The organism is Shewanella sp. BF02_Schw (genome assembly GCF_014596695.2).
In the GTDB taxonomy this organism is placed as follows: Bacteria; Pseudomonadota; Gammaproteobacteria; order Enterobacterales; family Shewanellaceae; genus Shewanella.
The window spans coordinates 1,254,753-1,270,999 of record NZ_JABKAW020000001.1; the positions used below are offsets into that span (position 1 = coordinate 1,254,753).

Annotated in this window: 13 protein-coding genes; 9 read left to right on the top strand and 4 right to left on the bottom strand. The window is 40.5% G+C overall.

From position 1 onward, the window contains the following. Positions 1-9 precede the first annotated feature (9 nt). The 3 genes from holB to HNW13_RS05700 are packed head-to-tail and all read left to right on the top strand — an operon-like array spanning position 10 to position 2,215. Positions 10-993 carry a DNA polymerase III subunit delta' gene (gene holB, locus HNW13_RS05690; protein WP_192115048.1) on the top strand — a complete coding sequence of 328 codons (984 nt, stop codon included), beginning with the start codon at positions 10-12 and terminating at the stop codon, positions 991-993. A gap of 51 nt (positions 994-1,044) precedes the next feature. Then, positions 1,045-1,371, top strand: coding sequence for a PilZ domain-containing protein (locus HNW13_RS05695; RefSeq protein WP_182743898.1), 327 nt, complete (start codon positions 1,045-1,047; stop codon positions 1,369-1,371). A gap of 55 nt (positions 1,372-1,426) precedes the next feature. After that, positions 1,427-2,215, top strand: coding sequence for a YchF/TatD family DNA exonuclease (locus HNW13_RS05700; protein ID WP_192115047.1), 789 nt, complete (start codon positions 1,427-1,429; stop codon positions 2,213-2,215). Positions 2,216-2,697: 482 nt separating this feature from the next. Here the strand turns inward: HNW13_RS05700 and rsmF are convergent, their stop codons facing one another. Further along, on the bottom strand, positions 2,698-4,152 hold the full coding sequence (rsmF, locus tag HNW13_RS05705; RefSeq protein WP_192115046.1) for a 16S rRNA (cytosine(1407)-C(5))-methyltransferase RsmF: 1,455 nt from the start codon (positions 4,150-4,152) through the stop codon (positions 2,698-2,700). 124 nt (positions 4,153-4,276) lie between these two features. Between rsmF and HNW13_RS05710 the strand changes: the two genes are divergently transcribed. After that, positions 4,277-5,503 (top strand): spore maturation protein, encoded by a 1,227-nt coding sequence (locus HNW13_RS05710; protein ID WP_162023288.1) that lies wholly within the window; start codon positions 4,277-4,279, stop codon positions 5,501-5,503. Between the two features lie 90 nt (positions 5,504-5,593). Here HNW13_RS05710 and HNW13_RS05715 read toward each other — a convergent pair whose 3' ends face one another. The 3 genes from HNW13_RS05715 to HNW13_RS05725 all read right to left on the bottom strand — a co-directional run bounded on the left by HNW13_RS05715 (position 5,594) and on the right by HNW13_RS05725 (position 9,558). Then, the gene (locus HNW13_RS05715; RefSeq protein WP_192115045.1) at positions 5,594-8,239 is read right to left on the bottom strand and encodes an MlaD family protein; all 2,646 of its coding nucleotides are present in this window, start codon (positions 8,237-8,239) and stop codon (positions 5,594-5,596) included. Next, positions 8,226-8,822 (bottom strand): paraquat-inducible protein A, encoded by a 597-nt coding sequence (locus HNW13_RS05720; protein ID WP_101087225.1) that lies wholly within the window; start codon positions 8,820-8,822, stop codon positions 8,226-8,228. Before HNW13_RS05720 ends, HNW13_RS05715 begins: the two co-directional genes overlap by 14 nt. A gap of 109 nt (positions 8,823-8,931) precedes the next feature. Beyond that, on the bottom strand, positions 8,932-9,558 hold the full coding sequence (locus tag HNW13_RS05725; RefSeq protein WP_011637688.1) for a paraquat-inducible protein A: 627 nt from the start codon (positions 9,556-9,558) through the stop codon (positions 8,932-8,934). 213 nt (positions 9,559-9,771) lie between these two features. Here HNW13_RS05725 and HNW13_RS05730 point away from each other — a divergent pair, with 213 nt between their 5' ends. The 5 genes from HNW13_RS05730 to pepN all read left to right on the top strand — a co-directional run bounded on the left by HNW13_RS05730 (position 9,772) and on the right by pepN (position 16,229). Beyond that, entirely contained in the window at positions 9,772-10,065 is a 294-nt protein-coding gene (locus HNW13_RS05730; RefSeq protein WP_101086979.1) for a YebG family protein, read from the top strand. A gap of 49 nt (positions 10,066-10,114) precedes the next feature. Further along, entirely contained in the window at positions 10,115-10,573 is a 459-nt protein-coding gene (locus HNW13_RS05735; protein ID WP_101086980.1) for a GAF domain-containing protein, read from the top strand. A gap of 277 nt (positions 10,574-10,850) precedes the next feature. Beyond that, positions 10,851-11,462, top strand: coding sequence for an RNA chaperone ProQ (gene proQ, locus HNW13_RS05740; RefSeq protein WP_011637685.1), 612 nt, complete (start codon positions 10,851-10,853; stop codon positions 11,460-11,462). A gap of 21 nt (positions 11,463-11,483) precedes the next feature. Further along, a complete protein-coding gene (prc, locus tag HNW13_RS05745; protein WP_162023286.1) occupies positions 11,484-13,535 on the top strand; it encodes a carboxy terminal-processing peptidase in 2,052 nt (683 codons plus the stop codon). 132 nt (positions 13,536-13,667) lie between these two features. Next, positions 13,668-16,229, top strand: a complete 2,562-nt coding sequence (gene pepN / locus HNW13_RS05750) for an aminopeptidase N (RefSeq protein ID WP_192115044.1) — start codon at positions 13,668-13,670, stop codon at positions 16,227-16,229. Positions 16,230-16,247 lie beyond the last annotated feature (18 nt).

Genomic DNA, 16,247 nt, shown 5'->3' on the forward strand with positions numbered 1-16,247 from the left:
TGTGCCGACATGAGAGATTATCAGATTGACCAGCTGCCTTGGTTAGCCGATCCACATCAGCGTTTTGTTGACCAGCATTATCGAGGCAAAAGCAGTCATGCGCATTTGTTCAACATCGATAAAGCATTAGGAGGCGATAAGCTTGCTAAGGCTGCAGCGCAAACTGTGCTTTGCCAGCAACTCACTCCGGTTGGTGCTTGTGGCCAGTGTAAAAGTTGTTTGTTATTGGCAGCAGGTAATCATCCTGATTTATATATAATCGAACCAGATGGCAACCAAATTAAAGTCGATCAAATTCGTCAGCTCTGCCAAGCGTTAACCCAAACGGCTCAGCAAGGTGGCGCACGTGTAGCTATAATCGTTAATGCCGAACGCTTAAATTTGGCAGCGGCTAATGCATTATTGAAAACCCTTGAAGAACCTGGCGATGATGTTGTACTCATTTTGCAAACCAATACATCAGCCCAGTTACTAGCGACCATTACCAGTCGTTGTCAAACGCTTAATTTTGTTGAGCCAACTAAAAACGAGATCCATCAGTGGTTAGCGGCGCAGCAGTTGTTACCGCCAGCCAATGCCGATGGCAAAATCCATGATGTTACATGGTGTCTTAGTGTTGTTGGTGGTCCTCTTGCGTTAGCAAATAGTTTAACCAGTCAGCATTATCAACAACTGCTGACATTTCGCCAAGATTGGGCCCAAAGTTTACAAACGGGTCATTTAAGCAACAGTTTATTGAAGGTGTCTGAACAACAAATTGTTGATGCACTTAATGTTTTGTATTTGTACTTGCGCCAATATGTGTTAAAAAGTAATAAGCTAAAAACTGAAAACACGAGTCGTCAGTCATTAAATCCACTGGTTCAATCAAAAGTCATTGAACTTGCTGGGCGTGTGATGACCATGTGTCATAGACTTGAAACAATGCCGAGTGTGAACGCGCCAGCCTTGTGTCAACAATATGTGCTCACATTTAGACAGTTGACCCATTAAAACGTTTTTATATTGATTTTTAACCTGCTTATGGAAAGAAAATAATTATTTATGGTCGATCTTGTTGTTAATTACGATACATTACATAAACTTTATCGTGCTTATATGCCTTTTATTAAGCCTGCAGGTTTATTCGTTGCTACTACAGAAAGTCATTTTTTAGGCCAAGAGCTTACTATTTCTTATCGATTACCTAATGCCACCCAAACAAATGAATTTAAAGGCACAGTGGTATGGATTAATCCATTAGGTGCATCTGGTGGGCGCCCAGCGGGTATTGGGGTTAAAATTAAAACTGATGTTGAAAGTCATAAACATCATATTGAAAAATTATTATCAAGCGAACTTGCCTCTAGCGATTTGACCTGCACTATGTAGCTAGGTATTCTTGCGCATCTGTTTTATTTGTTAATGTAGTTGCGAAAGAATTCCCATGCTAATTGATTCACATTGCCACCTTGACCGCTTAAAAGCGGCCCCAGACTCAGCCAGTTTACAATTCATTATGGACAATGCCAAAGCTCAAGGTGTTGACTATCTATTGTGCGTCAACGTTCGTCAGCAAGGCTTTGAAGCCATGCGAGATAAAATGTCTGCCTTTAATAATGTGTTTTTGTCTTCTGGCGTACATCCTCTCGATGTACAAGAAGGGTTGAATATTGAAGACATTAAACGTTTTGCAGAAGATCCCAGAGTGGTTGCCATTGGCGAAACAGGCTTAGATTATTTCTATTCAAATGACACAAAAACCTTGCAACAGCAGTGCTTTGAACAACAAATTTCGTTAGCTGTAGAGGTGAATAAACCATTAATTGTACATACTCGCGATGCCCGTGAAGATACCATTAATATGCTAAAAGCAGGTCATGCCGACAAAGTGGGTGGCGTGCTGCATTGCTTTACTGAAAACTGGGAAATGGCCAAAGCCGCCATTGATTTAGGCTTTTATATTTCTGTTTCAGGAATTGTAACGTTTAAAAATGCAGGTGAATTGCGCAGTGTTATTCGCCAAGTACCAAAAGACCGATTACTGGTCGAAACCGATTCACCTTATTTAGCTCCGGTGCCGCATCGTGGTCAAGAAAATCAGCCTGCTTATGTTCGAGATGTTGCCGAATTTGTCGCAGAATTGCGCGGTGAAAAATTCGAAGAGTTAGCTCAATACACCACGGATAACTTTTTTAATTTATTTAAAGATGCCGCTAAGTTAGTTGGCCGCTAAATCAAATCTGCAGCTAGCTCAATCCTGAGACTAACAGCAAATTATCTAATTTGTGGCTTACTTCGCGGCAATAAAGTTCTGATATGCCTGCTGTGCAGGCAAACAAAATAATGTTAGCGCAGTTGCTTAAATAATTGCGCTAACGTTACTCAAATACCACCATGAACCTATGACTTAAGCACATTTTAGAGCGTGCTGGTGGGTGAAATAATAAAAAAAGGCCCAAACTATCCAATTGTTTTGGGCCTAGGGAAAGGGCTCGATTAAGAGCCTTGCGCTACTGTTGTGGCATCTTAAGATAGCTTAAAATGCCAAATACTGAGTCGAACATGAATTAATTATAGGCACTCAAATTGTGTTGTGCATAAAATTTAATTAATAATGTTGGTTTAGCACTCTGTTTTATCACTGTGTTTTATAGTAATTCATTGATAATTATGTTTTATATTCTTTATTCTTGCTCATCGAAATAGTGTAGCGTGCTATAGGCTCAAGTTAACGTTATCGCGGACCAAATCACGCGGTAAATTGTTTTTCAGTCTATGGCCTAAATGTTTTACAACCCCAAGCACGACTTTATGATAACTCACTAACATTTCGCCTTGTGGCATGATGGCTAACTGCTGCTGTGTCGGTTGATCAAAAGTGCTTGTAGCAATATCACGGCCCATTAAAAAACCTTGTGCTTGCGCCGCACTTAATTCCATTGTTTTTGCTGGATTATGTGCTGCTGCTGATAGAGCAATGACGGCTTCATGTTTTGCTTTGTAGCCTTTTTTCATCGCATCAGCGAGCTTAATGCCAATACGCTGAAAGCGCATTTTGCCTATAAAAGGAATAAATTGGACTGGAAACAACCAATATTCATCGTCACGCAACATGATCACATCATCGCTGGGTAACTCGAGACAGAAGTTGTTTTGAAAGTATTGTGTTAATTCCACTTTTTGCTTTTCGTTTACGGGAGTAAAAGGAAAGTTTTTTTGTAATTTAGGCTGTTTTTTTACTCGCTCGACTGAGGCGGTTTTACGAATTTTGGCGACAAAAAAACCTTCGCTGTCGTAAATTTGTGGCCAAACATGTAAAAAACCTTCTTTAGTGCATGCTTTATTTGCACCATCAAATAACTCAGCCAGTGACACAAACTCAACCGCATCAGGGTAAGTTTGCTGTAAGTGATAACAGATATGTTGGTTTTCTAACTGGCTTAGAGTACAAGTCGAATAGACTAACACTCCGCCTGGCTTTAACGCTAAAAATGCTGATTCGATAAGATCTTTTTGGGTTTCAGCAATCGCAGTAACATCTTCAATATCCCAGTGTTTTAATGCCAAGGGATCTTTACGGACGGTACCTTCGCCGCCACAAGGAGCATCCAATAAAATAGCATCAAACGATTCATATAAATATTCACCAAAGACTCGGCCATCAAAATGGGTTAGGGCGGTGTGGCTGGCCCCCATACGTAACACATTAGCGTGTAATACTTTAACGCGACTGGCAGAATATTCATTAGCGACTAATAAGCCACTGTTATTCATTAAGGCTGCGATTTGAGTGGTCTTAGAACCTGGAGCTGAGGCGACATCCAAGATTATTTCGGCGGCGGTTTCATTGGAAAATAATGCGGTCGGCGGCAGCATTGAGCTGGCTTCTTGGATATAAAATAGCCCTTGAATATGTTCAATGGCATTACCCAGTTGGATATCATCTTTACCCTCAATCCAAAATCCGTCAGCACACCAAGGTACTGGAGACAGTTGCCAGCCGGCTTTAGTCATGATGCTGAAAAATTGTGCAGTACTGATTTTAAGCGTATTCACCCGAATGGATTTACGAAGTGGTTTATCACAATAGGCGATAAACTCTTCTAAAGCCAAGTGAGCGGGTAACTCTTTCTCAATGTGATTGATAAAGTTTATATTTAATTGGGCCATAATAAAAAACGATACATTATTGTTGCAGTAATTGAAGCGATCATATCACGGAATTGTACACCCTGTTTGGCAATGATTACTGTATATTGACGTTAATAAAACCGACTGGCTAATGGAGTGGTGTGTGCTAAATAGAGTGTGGTTATTATTTTTTATCATTGCTGCGTTGTCTATCTCGATTCAATTAGTGAATGGCAATGTCGATGTATTAAGCGAGTCGGTGACGGCATTGTTTGCCAGTGCTAAGTTAGCCGCTGACATCTCGCTTGGCTTAATCGGTGTGTTAGCGTTATGGATGGGCTTGATGCAAGTCGGTGAAAAGGCCGGTGTGGTGGGTTTGTTTGCCCGCATATTTGAACCTTTACTGTCTAAGTTGATGCCTGAGGTTCCTCGTGGACATGTCGCCTATGGCAGCATTAGCATGAATCTTACTGCTAATATGTTGGGACTGGACAATGCAGCAACGCCTTTAGGCTTAAAAGCGATGCATGATCTGCAATCTCTTAACCCTGTAAAATCAGTAGCAACCAACGCCCAAATTTTATTTTTAGTATTAAATACTTCCTCAGTAACATTAGTCCCTGTAACCGTCTTTCTTTATCGTGCCCAACAAGGTGCGGCTAATCCTGCTGATATCTTTTTACCCATTTTATTGGCCACAAGTGTTTCCACCGTTGTGGGACTATTGGTTGTCGCGTTAGTGCAGCGTATCTCGTTAATCAATAGTGTTATTTTGGCTTATGCTGCAACCATTATGAGTGTATTCATGGCCGGGATTGCTTATTTGGTGACATTATCCGCCGATGCGATAGGCCAGGTGTCTATGGTGTTAGGTAACGGTATACTGTTGTTGCTGATTTTAAGTTTTATTTTAGTCGCAGGTTATCGCAAAATTGCCGTGTATGACGAGTTTGTTGATGGCGCTAAACAGGGCTTTAGCCAAGCAATTCAGCTAATCCCTTATTTGCTGGCGATGTTATTAGCCATTGGGTTTCTTAGGGCTTCAGGGGCGTTAGATTATGCCTTACAGCTGTTAGCAAGTGGCGTGAGTGCATTAGGCGCCGATACGCGCTTTATTGATGCGATGCCAACCGCGTTCATGAAACCTTTTAGCGGTTCTGGTGCGCGTGCGATGATGTTAGAAACCATGAGTCATCACGGAGTTGATTCTTTTGCGGGCCGACTAGCAGCTATTTTACAAGGCAGTACCGAAACAACATTTTATGTGTTGGCTGTGTACTTTGGTTCAGTGGGGATCCGTAATGGTCGTCATGCACTAGGGTGTGGTTTAGCAGCAGATTTTGCAGGTATTAGTGCCGCCATCGGTGTGTGTTATTGGTTTTATGGTTAAAAATCAATTATCGAAATCAATAATATAAATAAAAGGCCGATAAATATATCGGCCTTTTATTTGTACTAATTGTATTATCTCTAGCTGAGGTTACTTAGTTTGTGTAGGTCGCCATTGTGCCCATTCATCTTGCATATTCTCATGCAATGGGAAACGTTCGGTTGCATTGATACGATTACTATCTGATGTTGTATCTTGGGTCGCAAATGCTATACCACCGGCGAGTATCGTTTCTAATGAGCCTGTTTCTAACTGTGCACCCGAAAATAAACCGACGTCTAATTTAATACCAGAGGCATCCCAAAACTGGCTAGTCTGGTTAATTAAGTGACCATATTCAGCATTTACATGGGCAAACAACGTAATTTCAATCCCTGAGTCATCCAACCTGTATCCATCAATTTGTCCGACTTTAATTCCGCGGAAAAATAGCGGTGTACCGACCTTAATAGAACCTAGTTGATCGTCAACTAATTGGAATGCTAATGCATCTTTAGGTACGGTAGCCTCAAAGCTCGAGTGAGGTTGGGCAACAAAATTATCAATAGTTTCTGTGCTGTTACCTGGGATAACACCAATATAAGGACCCGTTAACAGTGTTTCTGGGGCATTAATACCCGCTAAAGAAATTTGTGCATCGACGATAAAAAATTCAGTGTCACTGGCACTAAAATGGTTTACGTAATGGCCATAAATATAAGCTTGTGCATTCTGAGTGTTTAAATCTTGATTTAGTTTAACCTGTGACACTTCACCAATTTTATGCCCTTGATAGCGAATAGCCGCTTTTTCTGACACTTTAGTACTCACAGGCAGAGTGAGGTTGATGACTTTAGCCTGCATGAGTGCGAGTGACTTGTTGTCATATAATCGTAGATTAGGTTGATTATTTTCAGTATCAACTCTGTCGTCTATATGTCCAAGGGTAATACTGCCATTTATTGCACCTTTCAATGGTGCAACATTGATATCGACACCGGCTAAACTGGCATTGATGGCTACAGCGTCATTACGCCAAAAAACCGTAGTGGGCTTAATTAACGGAACAAATTTATTGTCGATATTGATATCGATATTAAATTTATCCGTTTTAGCTAACCAATTGACTTTATTCACTGAGCCTATTTGCATTTTTTTGTAATAAATTGGCGAGCCTTCAGCTAAGTCGGCACCATCAATACTAGTTAAAGTAAAGGGTGTCAGCTGTTGTTGAGCGTAAAGCGTTTGGGCCGATTCAATTGATTCGTGCAGTGTTAAAGTACTATTAGCCGAAAGCAGCATTTCGCTGTTACCCGGAATTAAGCTAATAGCGCCTTCCAACATCGTAGTGAGGTCGCGAGTTTTAACATTAACGCCCTCTAGTGAAGCATTAATGGCTATTGCACTTTCAGGAACAAAGAAGCTTCCCTTAGTCAGCAAACTCTTAAACTCTGGTTGAATTTCAATGTTATATTCAACAGTTGAAAAGTCTTTACTTAAACCAATACTGGTTATCTGCCCAATAGGCAATTGTTTATATCGCACTTGCGCGCCATTACTGACACCTGTGTGAGTCGTGGCAACTACCGTCAATTTAAGTTTGTCTTGACTGAGCAAATCGGGAGCATGTGATGCCAATTCAAATTGCATCGCCTCTTCGGTTATTTGAGTGCCTGGTAAGACATTAATAACACTGCCAGTAACCAGTCTACTGATATTTTTGACACCTTTTAATGATAACTCGGCACCACTTATCCAAAATTGGCTATCGTTGGTAATTAATGCTTTGTAATGATGTTCAACCCGAGCAATAAGCTTCACTCCAGTGTCGGTTAAGGTTACTTTTTCTATTTCACCAATAACGATACCGCGGTAGGTGATGGCGGTGCCTTCATTAACATCTTCACTGCTAGATGCAGTTAAATCAAAATGAACACCTCCAATAGCGGTAAGCTCATCCTCATATAGGTTGTAAACATCACCATTTTGGGCCTTTTCAGTGTAGCTGCCGGTATCAAAGCTGATGCCGCCGGCCAAAATAGACGCGATACTTTCAGTGCTGACTTTTATCCCCGCTAAAGAAGCATCGATTTTCAAGCCCGATACATTCCAAAAATGGGAGTCTTTATTGACTAAATGGGCATATTGTTCTTGAACAAATGCGCTGATAATTATTTGTTTATTTCCGTCGAGGCGATAACTGACAATGCTTCCGACAGGTGCTTGACGGTAAAATACAGGCGAGCCAACATCAATCGAACCCAGTTTAGGGGATTTTAGTTCGATCATGAGTCCTTCACTGCCGGGGAGTATTGCAGGCGCTTCACGTTGTGCTTCAAATACGGTTGCAGAGCGACCATCACCAGGTTGAAGGGCAATATAATTACCAGAAAATAACGTATCGAGCCCTTCAACTCCGGTAATACTTGCTTTAGGTTTTACTAACCAAAAAAGGGTGTTTTTATTGAGGAAAGGGTCGGCACGGTAATCCATAATAACTTTAACGTTTACCCCTTTTAGATCATCGTCAATACCAATGTCAGTGACTTTACCTACCGTCAACCCTTGGTATTTGACCAACGTTTTGCCGATATCAATACCCGTAGCACTAGGGAAATGTATTAATATTTCAATGCCGGATTCTTTAATGCTTTTGACCCCTAACCAGGCACCTAATATCAAAGCAACAACCGGTAATAACCATATTGGCGAGAATAACTTTTTCTTCACAATTTTAGGCGATTCAATTTGTGTCATCAGTGTTTTCCAAGCGGTCCCAAAGTAATCGAGTATCTAACACTTTTGCTGCGACTTGCGTTAGTAAGATAACTAACGCAAATGCTGTCGCGGCAGGTGCAGGTTTTGCGTCTAATAATTGCCCCATATTAACTAAGGCAACTGTTAATGAAATAACGAATAAATCGAGCATTGACCAGCGGCCGATCCATTCAATAATGTGAAACCCAACCATTAATTTTCTTTTTGATATTGGTAAGTTAAAACTAATAGCCGTCAAGTAAGTCGCTAAGCCAATAATTTTAAGCCAAGGTACTAAAATACTGGCAGTGAAAACAATGATAGCAATCGGAAACATACCGGTTTTGACTAAATGACTAATGCCACTAAAAATGGTGTCATTGGTGACCACTCCGCGATTAGTTAACAAGGTAATAGGGTAAATATTGGCGACAACAAGTAAAATTGTCGCGGTAACTAATAAAGCCCAACTTTGTTGGATGCTGGCATAACTACGGCTACTTAATTGACTAAAACAACGTCGACAATGACTGTTACTTGTGACGTTAAGTTTGCGACAAACAGGGCATAAACATAAGCCCATTTTCTTGCCCTGAATATGAGGTAAAACCTCAGTTTTCGGCTCGTTATCGGTATTCGCAGTTTGCTTAGGGCTGTCCACTATATGTTCATTGGATGGTGTAATTGGAGTACTAGGCATCTACATAACTCCACATGTGTTCTAGATTATATTCACGTTGTAAAAATAAGATGATGATAAACAACATTGTAAAACTGAATGTTCCCATACCAAAATACACATCGGAAAAGTCTGATAACTGAAAGGCCGACACGAGAAAACTGATGACATAAATTTCTAACATGGTCATTTGTGATATCAAACCATGATTTTTTAACAATGTAGTGTAGGTTCTTTGCCAAAATGAGTTGTGCAGTTTTAATTTTACAATTACAACTTGAGCCATAATTGACAAAATCAATAGCCCAGGCGCGATAACTGCAGCAACCATTACCGCTAGGCCTACAACCCAATATCCTTCGGCCCAAACCGTCACAGCAGCTTGCAGCACCGTAGTGGTTCGTACACTGCCAAGGAAGTGGATTTCGAGTACTGGCAATAAATTAGCAGGAATAAAAATAATTAACGCCGCAACGCATAACGCTAGCATGCCATTAATGGAGCAATAAGGTGAATCATAGAGCGCCGTGTGGCAACGCGGACAAAGCGCACGGGCACTTGAAGGCAAAGCTCGTTTTCTCACTGCCAAATCACATGATTGGCATAAAATTATAGAATCATGATCATCAAATTCATGCATGAAGAATTAATCTAATCCATAGTAAAACACATTATTGGGTAGCGAAGAGTCAAACCTCTCTGCTTGGCCTTATATTGGCAGAAAAATGAGTTAATTGTTAAATAATCTCGATTTTCTTGTGCTTGATAATATCAGAATAATCAGAACACTTGCATCATAAGTTAACTATGTGAGATTCTATGCACTGTATATAAAAACAGTGAGGATTACATCATGGCAGTGATAACCCAATTTGTCGTGGTCAGAGAAGGGGTGGAAAAGATGACATTTATATCGAAGAAAGAGGCTGATGCCTACGATAAGATGCTCGATATTTCCGATAACCTAGTGCCATTTCTTATTAAGGCAGACCTCGGACTTGATGAAAATAAATGCGAACAGCTGGCATTTTATCTAGCAAACAATAAAGATGAGCTTTCTAACTTGCTAAAAGGCATCGTACAGGTTAAAAACGCTCCTACAGCGAAAACTAAAAAGACTACGGCTAAAACTACATCTGCAGAATAGTCGTATTCATCACTCATTCTTCGATTGAGTGTCAGCTTAAGGAATGGACATGAAAACCGAATTTTACCAAACATTAAATCGTCAAGCACAAGCTTTACTTGAAGGCGAAGATGATTTGATTGCTGCTATGGCAAATTTTTCAGCGTTGCTAAATGACAACCTAGAAGACCTAAATTGGGCAGGTTTTTATATTAAGCGTGGTGAACAATTAGTCCTTGGACCATTCCAAGGTAAAGTGGCTTGTACCCGTATCAATATCGGCAAAGGTGTTTGTGGCACTGCCGCAGCAGAAAATAAAACCCAACGAGTTGCCGACGTTCATCAATTTGATGGCCACATTGCATGCGATTCTGCCAGTAATTCAGAAATCGTGATCCCTGTTAGGCAGGGTAATGAGGTTGTAGCAGTGTTAGATATTGACAGCCCATTACTGAATCGATTCGATCAAGATGATCAAATTGGTTTAGAAAACATGGTAAAAAGTTTCGAAACTTGCCTATTTGGTTAAATAGCGAACAAATTAGATTAAATCATGGTCGCATTCGCTGTCGCGGGCTTTATAATATGCCGCTATACGCATTTGTGCTGGATTTACTGATGAGCGATGATTAAGCTGAGAGTAAGTTTGGTTAAATTGTTAAGGTTTGTTTCAATGACTTTAGCAAACTGGCGGATAGTGATATTTTGTACGTTAAGCCTTAACAGTAAGGTTTAACGAAAGATGAACGACTGCAAGGCAAATTGTATGCCGCATAATCAGTCCCTTTATTAACGTGGAAGTAAAAATGGAATCAACAGACAAGTTGACCGACACCAACGCAATTTTAGCGTATTTATATGAAACCTTTCCTTTATGCTTTATTGCAGAAGGTGAAACGAAGCCATTAAAAATTGGTTTGTTTCAAGATTTGGCTGAACGGTTAGCTGATGATTCTAAAGTCAGTAAAACACAATTACGTGTAGCGCTTCGTCGTTACACAAGCAGCTGGCGCTATTTGAAAGGCGTTAAAGCAGGTGCTAAACGTATAGATCTTGACGGTAATGAATGTGCTGAATTAGAACAAGAGCACATTGACCATGCTATTTTGACGCTTAAAGAAAGCCAAGATAAAGCTAAAGCAAAACGTCAAGCGTTAGCGCCTAAAAAGCCGGCAAAGAAAGTGGCACCTAAACGTGCTCCTGCCGTTAAAAAGGAACGTCCTGCACCGGTAGCGGCTCCAGTGATTAAACTTGTGCCGGCTAAGCTAGAAGATTTAAAACAAAAACAACGCGTTAATGTTAAATTAGGTGCCACACCTGTTCCTGGTGTTGTGACTGATATTAATAAAGAGGATGTGCTTGTTCAATTAGATTCTGGCTTATCCATCAAAGTACGTGCTGAGCACATACTATTATAGAAATTTAAGGAGTACTTGTTGATGCGAAAACTTACCTTGGCCGCGTCAATTGCCAGTTTATTTGTCGGCTTTTCGGCATGGGCAATTTCACCAACGATTCAAATCAGCGAGTTACCTAAACTAGCACAAGAGCCACAACATAAAGTGGCTAGCAAGCGAGTAACAACTTTGTTTACTCGCTCGCATTATCATCGTTTTGTACTTGACGATGCATTCTCTGAGCAAATATATACCCGTTTTCTTGAGCAACTTGATTATCGTCGTAATGTGCTGACTGCGGCAGACATTGCGAGCTTTAGTCAATATCAAAACCAGTTTGATAACATGGTTGAATCAGGCGATATTAGCCCTGCATTTACCATGTACGACCTAGTACAGAAACGTCGTTATGAGCGTTTTGCTTATGCGTTGTCTTTGCTTGATAAAGAGTTCGATTTTACTCAAGCTGGCGATGCGTATGAATTTGATCGCAAAGATGCGCAATGGCCAAAAGATGAAGCCGAAGTGAATGAACTTTGGCGTCAGCGCGTTAAATATGACGCGTTAAATCTTAAATTAACCGGTAAAAAGTGGCCTGAAATTGTTGAAGTGCTCGAGAAGCGTTACAACAATGCCATTAAGCGTTTAAGCCAAACACAAAGCGAAGACGTGTTTCAAACAGTCATGAATGCGTTTGCTCGTAGTGTTGAACCTCATACAAGTTATTTATCACCTCGTAATGCAGAACGTTTCCAAATGGAAATGAATTTAAGTCTTGAGGGTATTGGGGCCGTGTTGCAAATGGATGATGACTACACCGTCATCAAAAGTTTAGTGGCCGGAGGGCCTGCTGCCAATAGCGAGAAATTATCACCAGAAGATAAAATTGTTGGTGTTGGTCAAAAAACCGGTGACATTGTTGATGTCATAGGTTGGCGTTTAGATGATGTTGTTGATTTGATCAAAGGGCCAAAAGGAAGTGAAGTCGTATTACAGATTTTACCGAATAAAGGCGGGGCTAATGCTAAACCTTTTGAAGTGGTCATTACCCGAGATAAAATTCGTTTAGAAGACCGTGCCGCGACCTCAAAAGTGGTTGAGCCTAAAGAAGGCCAGTATGCCAATCGTAAAGTCGGGGTGATTCAAATCCCTGGATTTTATATGAATTTGTCACAAGATGTGGCTAAAGAAATCACTAAACTTGAAAAAGACAATGTTGAAGGGATTATTATTGACCTCCGTGGTAATGGCGGTGGAGCATTAACCGAAGCGACATTACTCACAGGCCTGTTTATTGACATGGGCCCAGTTGTTCAAATCCGTGATGCTAATGGTGGCATTAATCAAAATCGTGATAATGATGGCGCCAGTGCATATAATGGCCCATTGGCGGTGATGGTTGATCGTTATAGTGCATCGGCTTCAGAGATTTTTGCTGCGGCTTTACAAGATTATGACCGTGCACTTATCGTCGGTGAGTCTACCTTTGGTAAAGGGACTGTTCAGCAACATAAAAGCTTGGGTCGTATTTATGACATGTATGAAAAGCCAATTGGTCACGTACAATATACTATCGCTAAATTTTACCGTATTAATGGTGGCAGCACTCAATTAAAAGGCGTTACGCCTGATGTCCGTTTTCCAAGTGCTTTAGAGGCTGGCGAATACGGCGAGTCAGAGGAAGAGAATGCTCTGCCATGGGATAAGGTTCCCGTTGCTCAGTACTCTACTTTAGGGAATATCAACCCTATGCTGATCAACAATCTTGATGTTAAACATAAAGAGCGTATCAGCAAAGATGTAGAGTTCAGTTATATATACCAAGACATTACTGAGTTTAAAAAACATCATAAAGACAAAACAATATCACTTGTTGAGAGTGAACGAATTGCTTCTCGTGAAGACGATGATAAGCGTGCTTTAGACCGAGCAAACGCACGTCGAATCCATCAAGGTTTGGCTGCCGTGAAGTCTTTAGACGATATTGAAAAAACAGATGATAGCAAGTTACCTGATCCCTTTTTAGATGAAACGGCTTATATCACCCTCGATATGGCTGACGTAGAAAAAATAGCTAAAACTAACTCAAAGTAATTTTTTATTACTGTTAAAAAACGCGCTTAGGCGCGTTTTTTCTTAATCACAATCACTAAAAACAGTACCAATTCGATAAAGACCACGCCCATTTAATCATATTGGCATTAGTACCGTTCAAGAGGAACATGTATGAACCAAGCGCAAGAAAAACACCTAAAAGATTATACCAAGCCTTCATTCACCATTACCCATGTTGATTTGAACGTTATTCTGGATGGCAAAAACACTAAAGTGACAGCCATCAGTAAGGTGATCCGTAATGGTGAGCATCAGCATGATTTAGTGCTTGATGGCGAACAACTTTCGCTAAGTACAGTGAAACTTAATGGTGTAGCAGCTAACTATCGTCAACACGACAACCAATTAATAATTAGTACGGACCAAAATGAGTTTGAATTAGAAGTGGTCACTTTGCTTGACCCTGAGGCAAATTCGAGTCTTGAAGGGCTTTACATGTCAGACGGTGCTTATTGTACCCAATGTGAAGCAGAAGGATTTCGCCGGATCACCTATTTCTTAGATAGACCCGATGTTCTGGCTATTTATACCGTGCGCGTTGAAGCCGATAAACAGGCATTTCCATTTTTGTTAAGTAACGGCAATTTAATTGATAAAGGGGAGATGCCTCGTTCTGGTCGTCATTTTGTCAAATGGCATGATCCATTCCCTAAACCAAGTTACTTATTTGCCTTGGTCGCTGGAGACTTTGATTTACTTAATGACAGTTTTACGACTCAAACTGGTCGTGAAGTCAAACTGCAAGTTTTTGTTGATAAAGGCAACTTACATAAAGCTGATCACGCTATGGCATCATTGAAGAAATCAATGAAATGGGATGAAACTCGTTTCGGTCTTGAATATGATCTTGATATTTATATGATTGTTGCAGTTGATTTTTTCAATATGGGTGCGATGGAAAATAAAGGCTTGAATGTCTTTAATACCAAATACGTGCTCGCTGATAAAGCCAGTGCAACAGATGAAGATTATCATGGTATTGAGTCGGTTGTAGGCCATGAGTACTTCCATAACTGGACAGGTAACCGAGTCACGTGTCGTGATTGGTTTCAGTTAAGTTTAAAAGAAGGCTTAACGGTATTTCGTGATCAAGAATTTAGTTCCGATGTTGGGTCGCGCGCAGTTAACCGAATTCATGCTATTCGAGTGATGAAAAATCAACAGTTTGCTGAAGATACCGGTCCAATGTCACATCCTATTCGGCCTGAAAGTGTAATTGAAATGAATAATTTCTACACTGTGACGGTATATAATAAAGGCGCTGAAGTTATCCGCATGATGCACACCATTCTAGGCGAAGAAGGCTTTCAAGCTGGAATGAAGTGCTATTTTGAGCGTCATGATGGCCAAGCGGTAACCTGCGATGACTTTGTTAATGCTATGCAAGATGCTAGCGGTAAAGATTTAACCTTATTCCGTCGTTGGTATAGCCAAGCTGGTACACCCGTTGTGACGGTAAAAGACCGTTTTGATGCGGATAAAGGTGAGTACCATTTAACCGTTACTCAACAAGTGATGTCGCAAGGTGTGAAGGGCCAAACCTTGCATATTCCGTTCAGTGTTGAGCTGTTGGATAGTGTAGGGCAATCAATAGTCAATAAAGTGCTAGATGTGACTAAGGCCAACCAAACCTTTGTGTTTGATGGACTAGAAAGCGCACCTATAGCATCTTTACTACAAGATTTTTCAGCACCTGTTAAATTGGTTTACGATTTTAGCATTGATCAACTTGTGCATCTTATGCGCCATGCTTCTAGCGAAGTGGCGCGTTGGGAAGCATCTGTGCAGTTAGTGAGCCAAGCCATTTGGAATAACGTTGCTCAGTTGCAAAAGCAGCAAGTCATGATGGTTGATACTCGTGTTGTTGAAGCATTTAGAGGCGTCATTTTAGATGCGAATATAGACCAAGCTTTAGTGGCTGAAATTTTGTCTATTCCTACTGCTTCTGCATTAATTGAGCAGGTAGATAGTGTTGATTTAGATGCTTTGGCCAAAGCCAGAGAGTTTGTTGTTGAAGAACTTGCATCAGCTTGTGAAGATGAATTATTGGTACGTTATAGAGAGCTGATACTTATAGATAACGCTGGTGCTCGTGCATTTAAAAACATTGCCTTGTCATTGTTATGTCAAGTGACCGATACTCATGAATCATTAGTTGAAAAGCAATATTATGCAGCTAAAAATATGACTGATAGCTTAGGGGCTTTGAAAGCGGCAGCTACAGCCAAACTAGCCTGTTTACCTATGTTATTAAGTGACTTTGAGTCTACGTGGGAATCAACGCCATTAGTGATGGATAAATGGCTGACATTACAAGCGTTAGTGAATAGCGATGAAGTGATAGATCAAATTAAAACGCTGACAAAACACAGCAGTTTTAGTTTTTCTAACCCGAACCGAGTACGTTCATTGATTGGGGCTTTTGCCGCCGCAAACACTTATCAATTTCATCGTGCTGATGGCGAAGGCTACCGTTATTTGACTAAAATTTTAGTCAAATTGAATAAGTCGAATCCACAAGTCGCATCGCGAATGATCACACCATTAATTCAGTTTGCCAAATTCGATCAACATCGTCAGCAATTAATGAAACAGTGTTTAGCAGAGTTAAAAGCTTTACCGGATTTATCAAAAGATTTATATGAAAAAGTCACTAAATCATTGGCCGAATAATAGCGTCAACGACTATTC

What these genes read in the sequence shown, in the direction of transcription:
- pepN (WP_192115044.1), top strand. Translation starts at nt 13,668, where the DNA reads ATGAACCAAGCGCAAGAAAAACACCTAAAAGATTATACCAAGCCTTCA.
- proQ (WP_011637685.1), top strand. Translation starts at nt 10,851, where the DNA reads ATGGAATCAACAGACAAGTTGACCGACACCAACGCAATTTTAGCGTAT.
- HNW13_RS05700 (WP_192115047.1), top strand. Translation starts at nt 1,427, where the DNA reads ATGCTAATTGATTCACATTGCCACCTTGACCGCTTAAAAGCGGCCCCA.
- HNW13_RS05715 (WP_192115045.1), bottom strand. Translation starts at nt 8,239, where the DNA reads ATGACACAAATTGAATCGCCTAAAATTGTGAAGAAAAAGTTATTCTCG.
- HNW13_RS05735 (WP_101086980.1), top strand. Translation starts at nt 10,115, where the DNA reads ATGAAAACCGAATTTTACCAAACATTAAATCGTCAAGCACAAGCTTTA.
- HNW13_RS05720 (WP_101087225.1), bottom strand. Translation starts at nt 8,822, where the DNA reads ATGGGCTTATGTTTATGCCCTGTTTGTCGCAAACTTAACGTCACAAGT.
- HNW13_RS05730 (WP_101086979.1), top strand. Translation starts at nt 9,772, where the DNA reads ATGGCAGTGATAACCCAATTTGTCGTGGTCAGAGAAGGGGTGGAAAAG.
- holB (WP_192115048.1), top strand. Translation starts at nt 10, where the DNA reads ATGAGAGATTATCAGATTGACCAGCTGCCTTGGTTAGCCGATCCACAT.
- rsmF (WP_192115046.1), bottom strand. Translation starts at nt 4,152, where the DNA reads ATGGCCCAATTAAATATAAACTTTATCAATCACATTGAGAAAGAGTTA.
- HNW13_RS05695 (WP_182743898.1), top strand. Translation starts at nt 1,045, where the DNA reads ATGGTCGATCTTGTTGTTAATTACGATACATTACATAAACTTTATCGT.
- HNW13_RS05725 (WP_011637688.1), bottom strand. Translation starts at nt 9,558, where the DNA reads ATGCATGAATTTGATGATCATGATTCTATAATTTTATGCCAATCATGT.
- prc (WP_162023286.1), top strand. Translation starts at nt 11,484, where the DNA reads ATGCGAAAACTTACCTTGGCCGCGTCAATTGCCAGTTTATTTGTCGGC.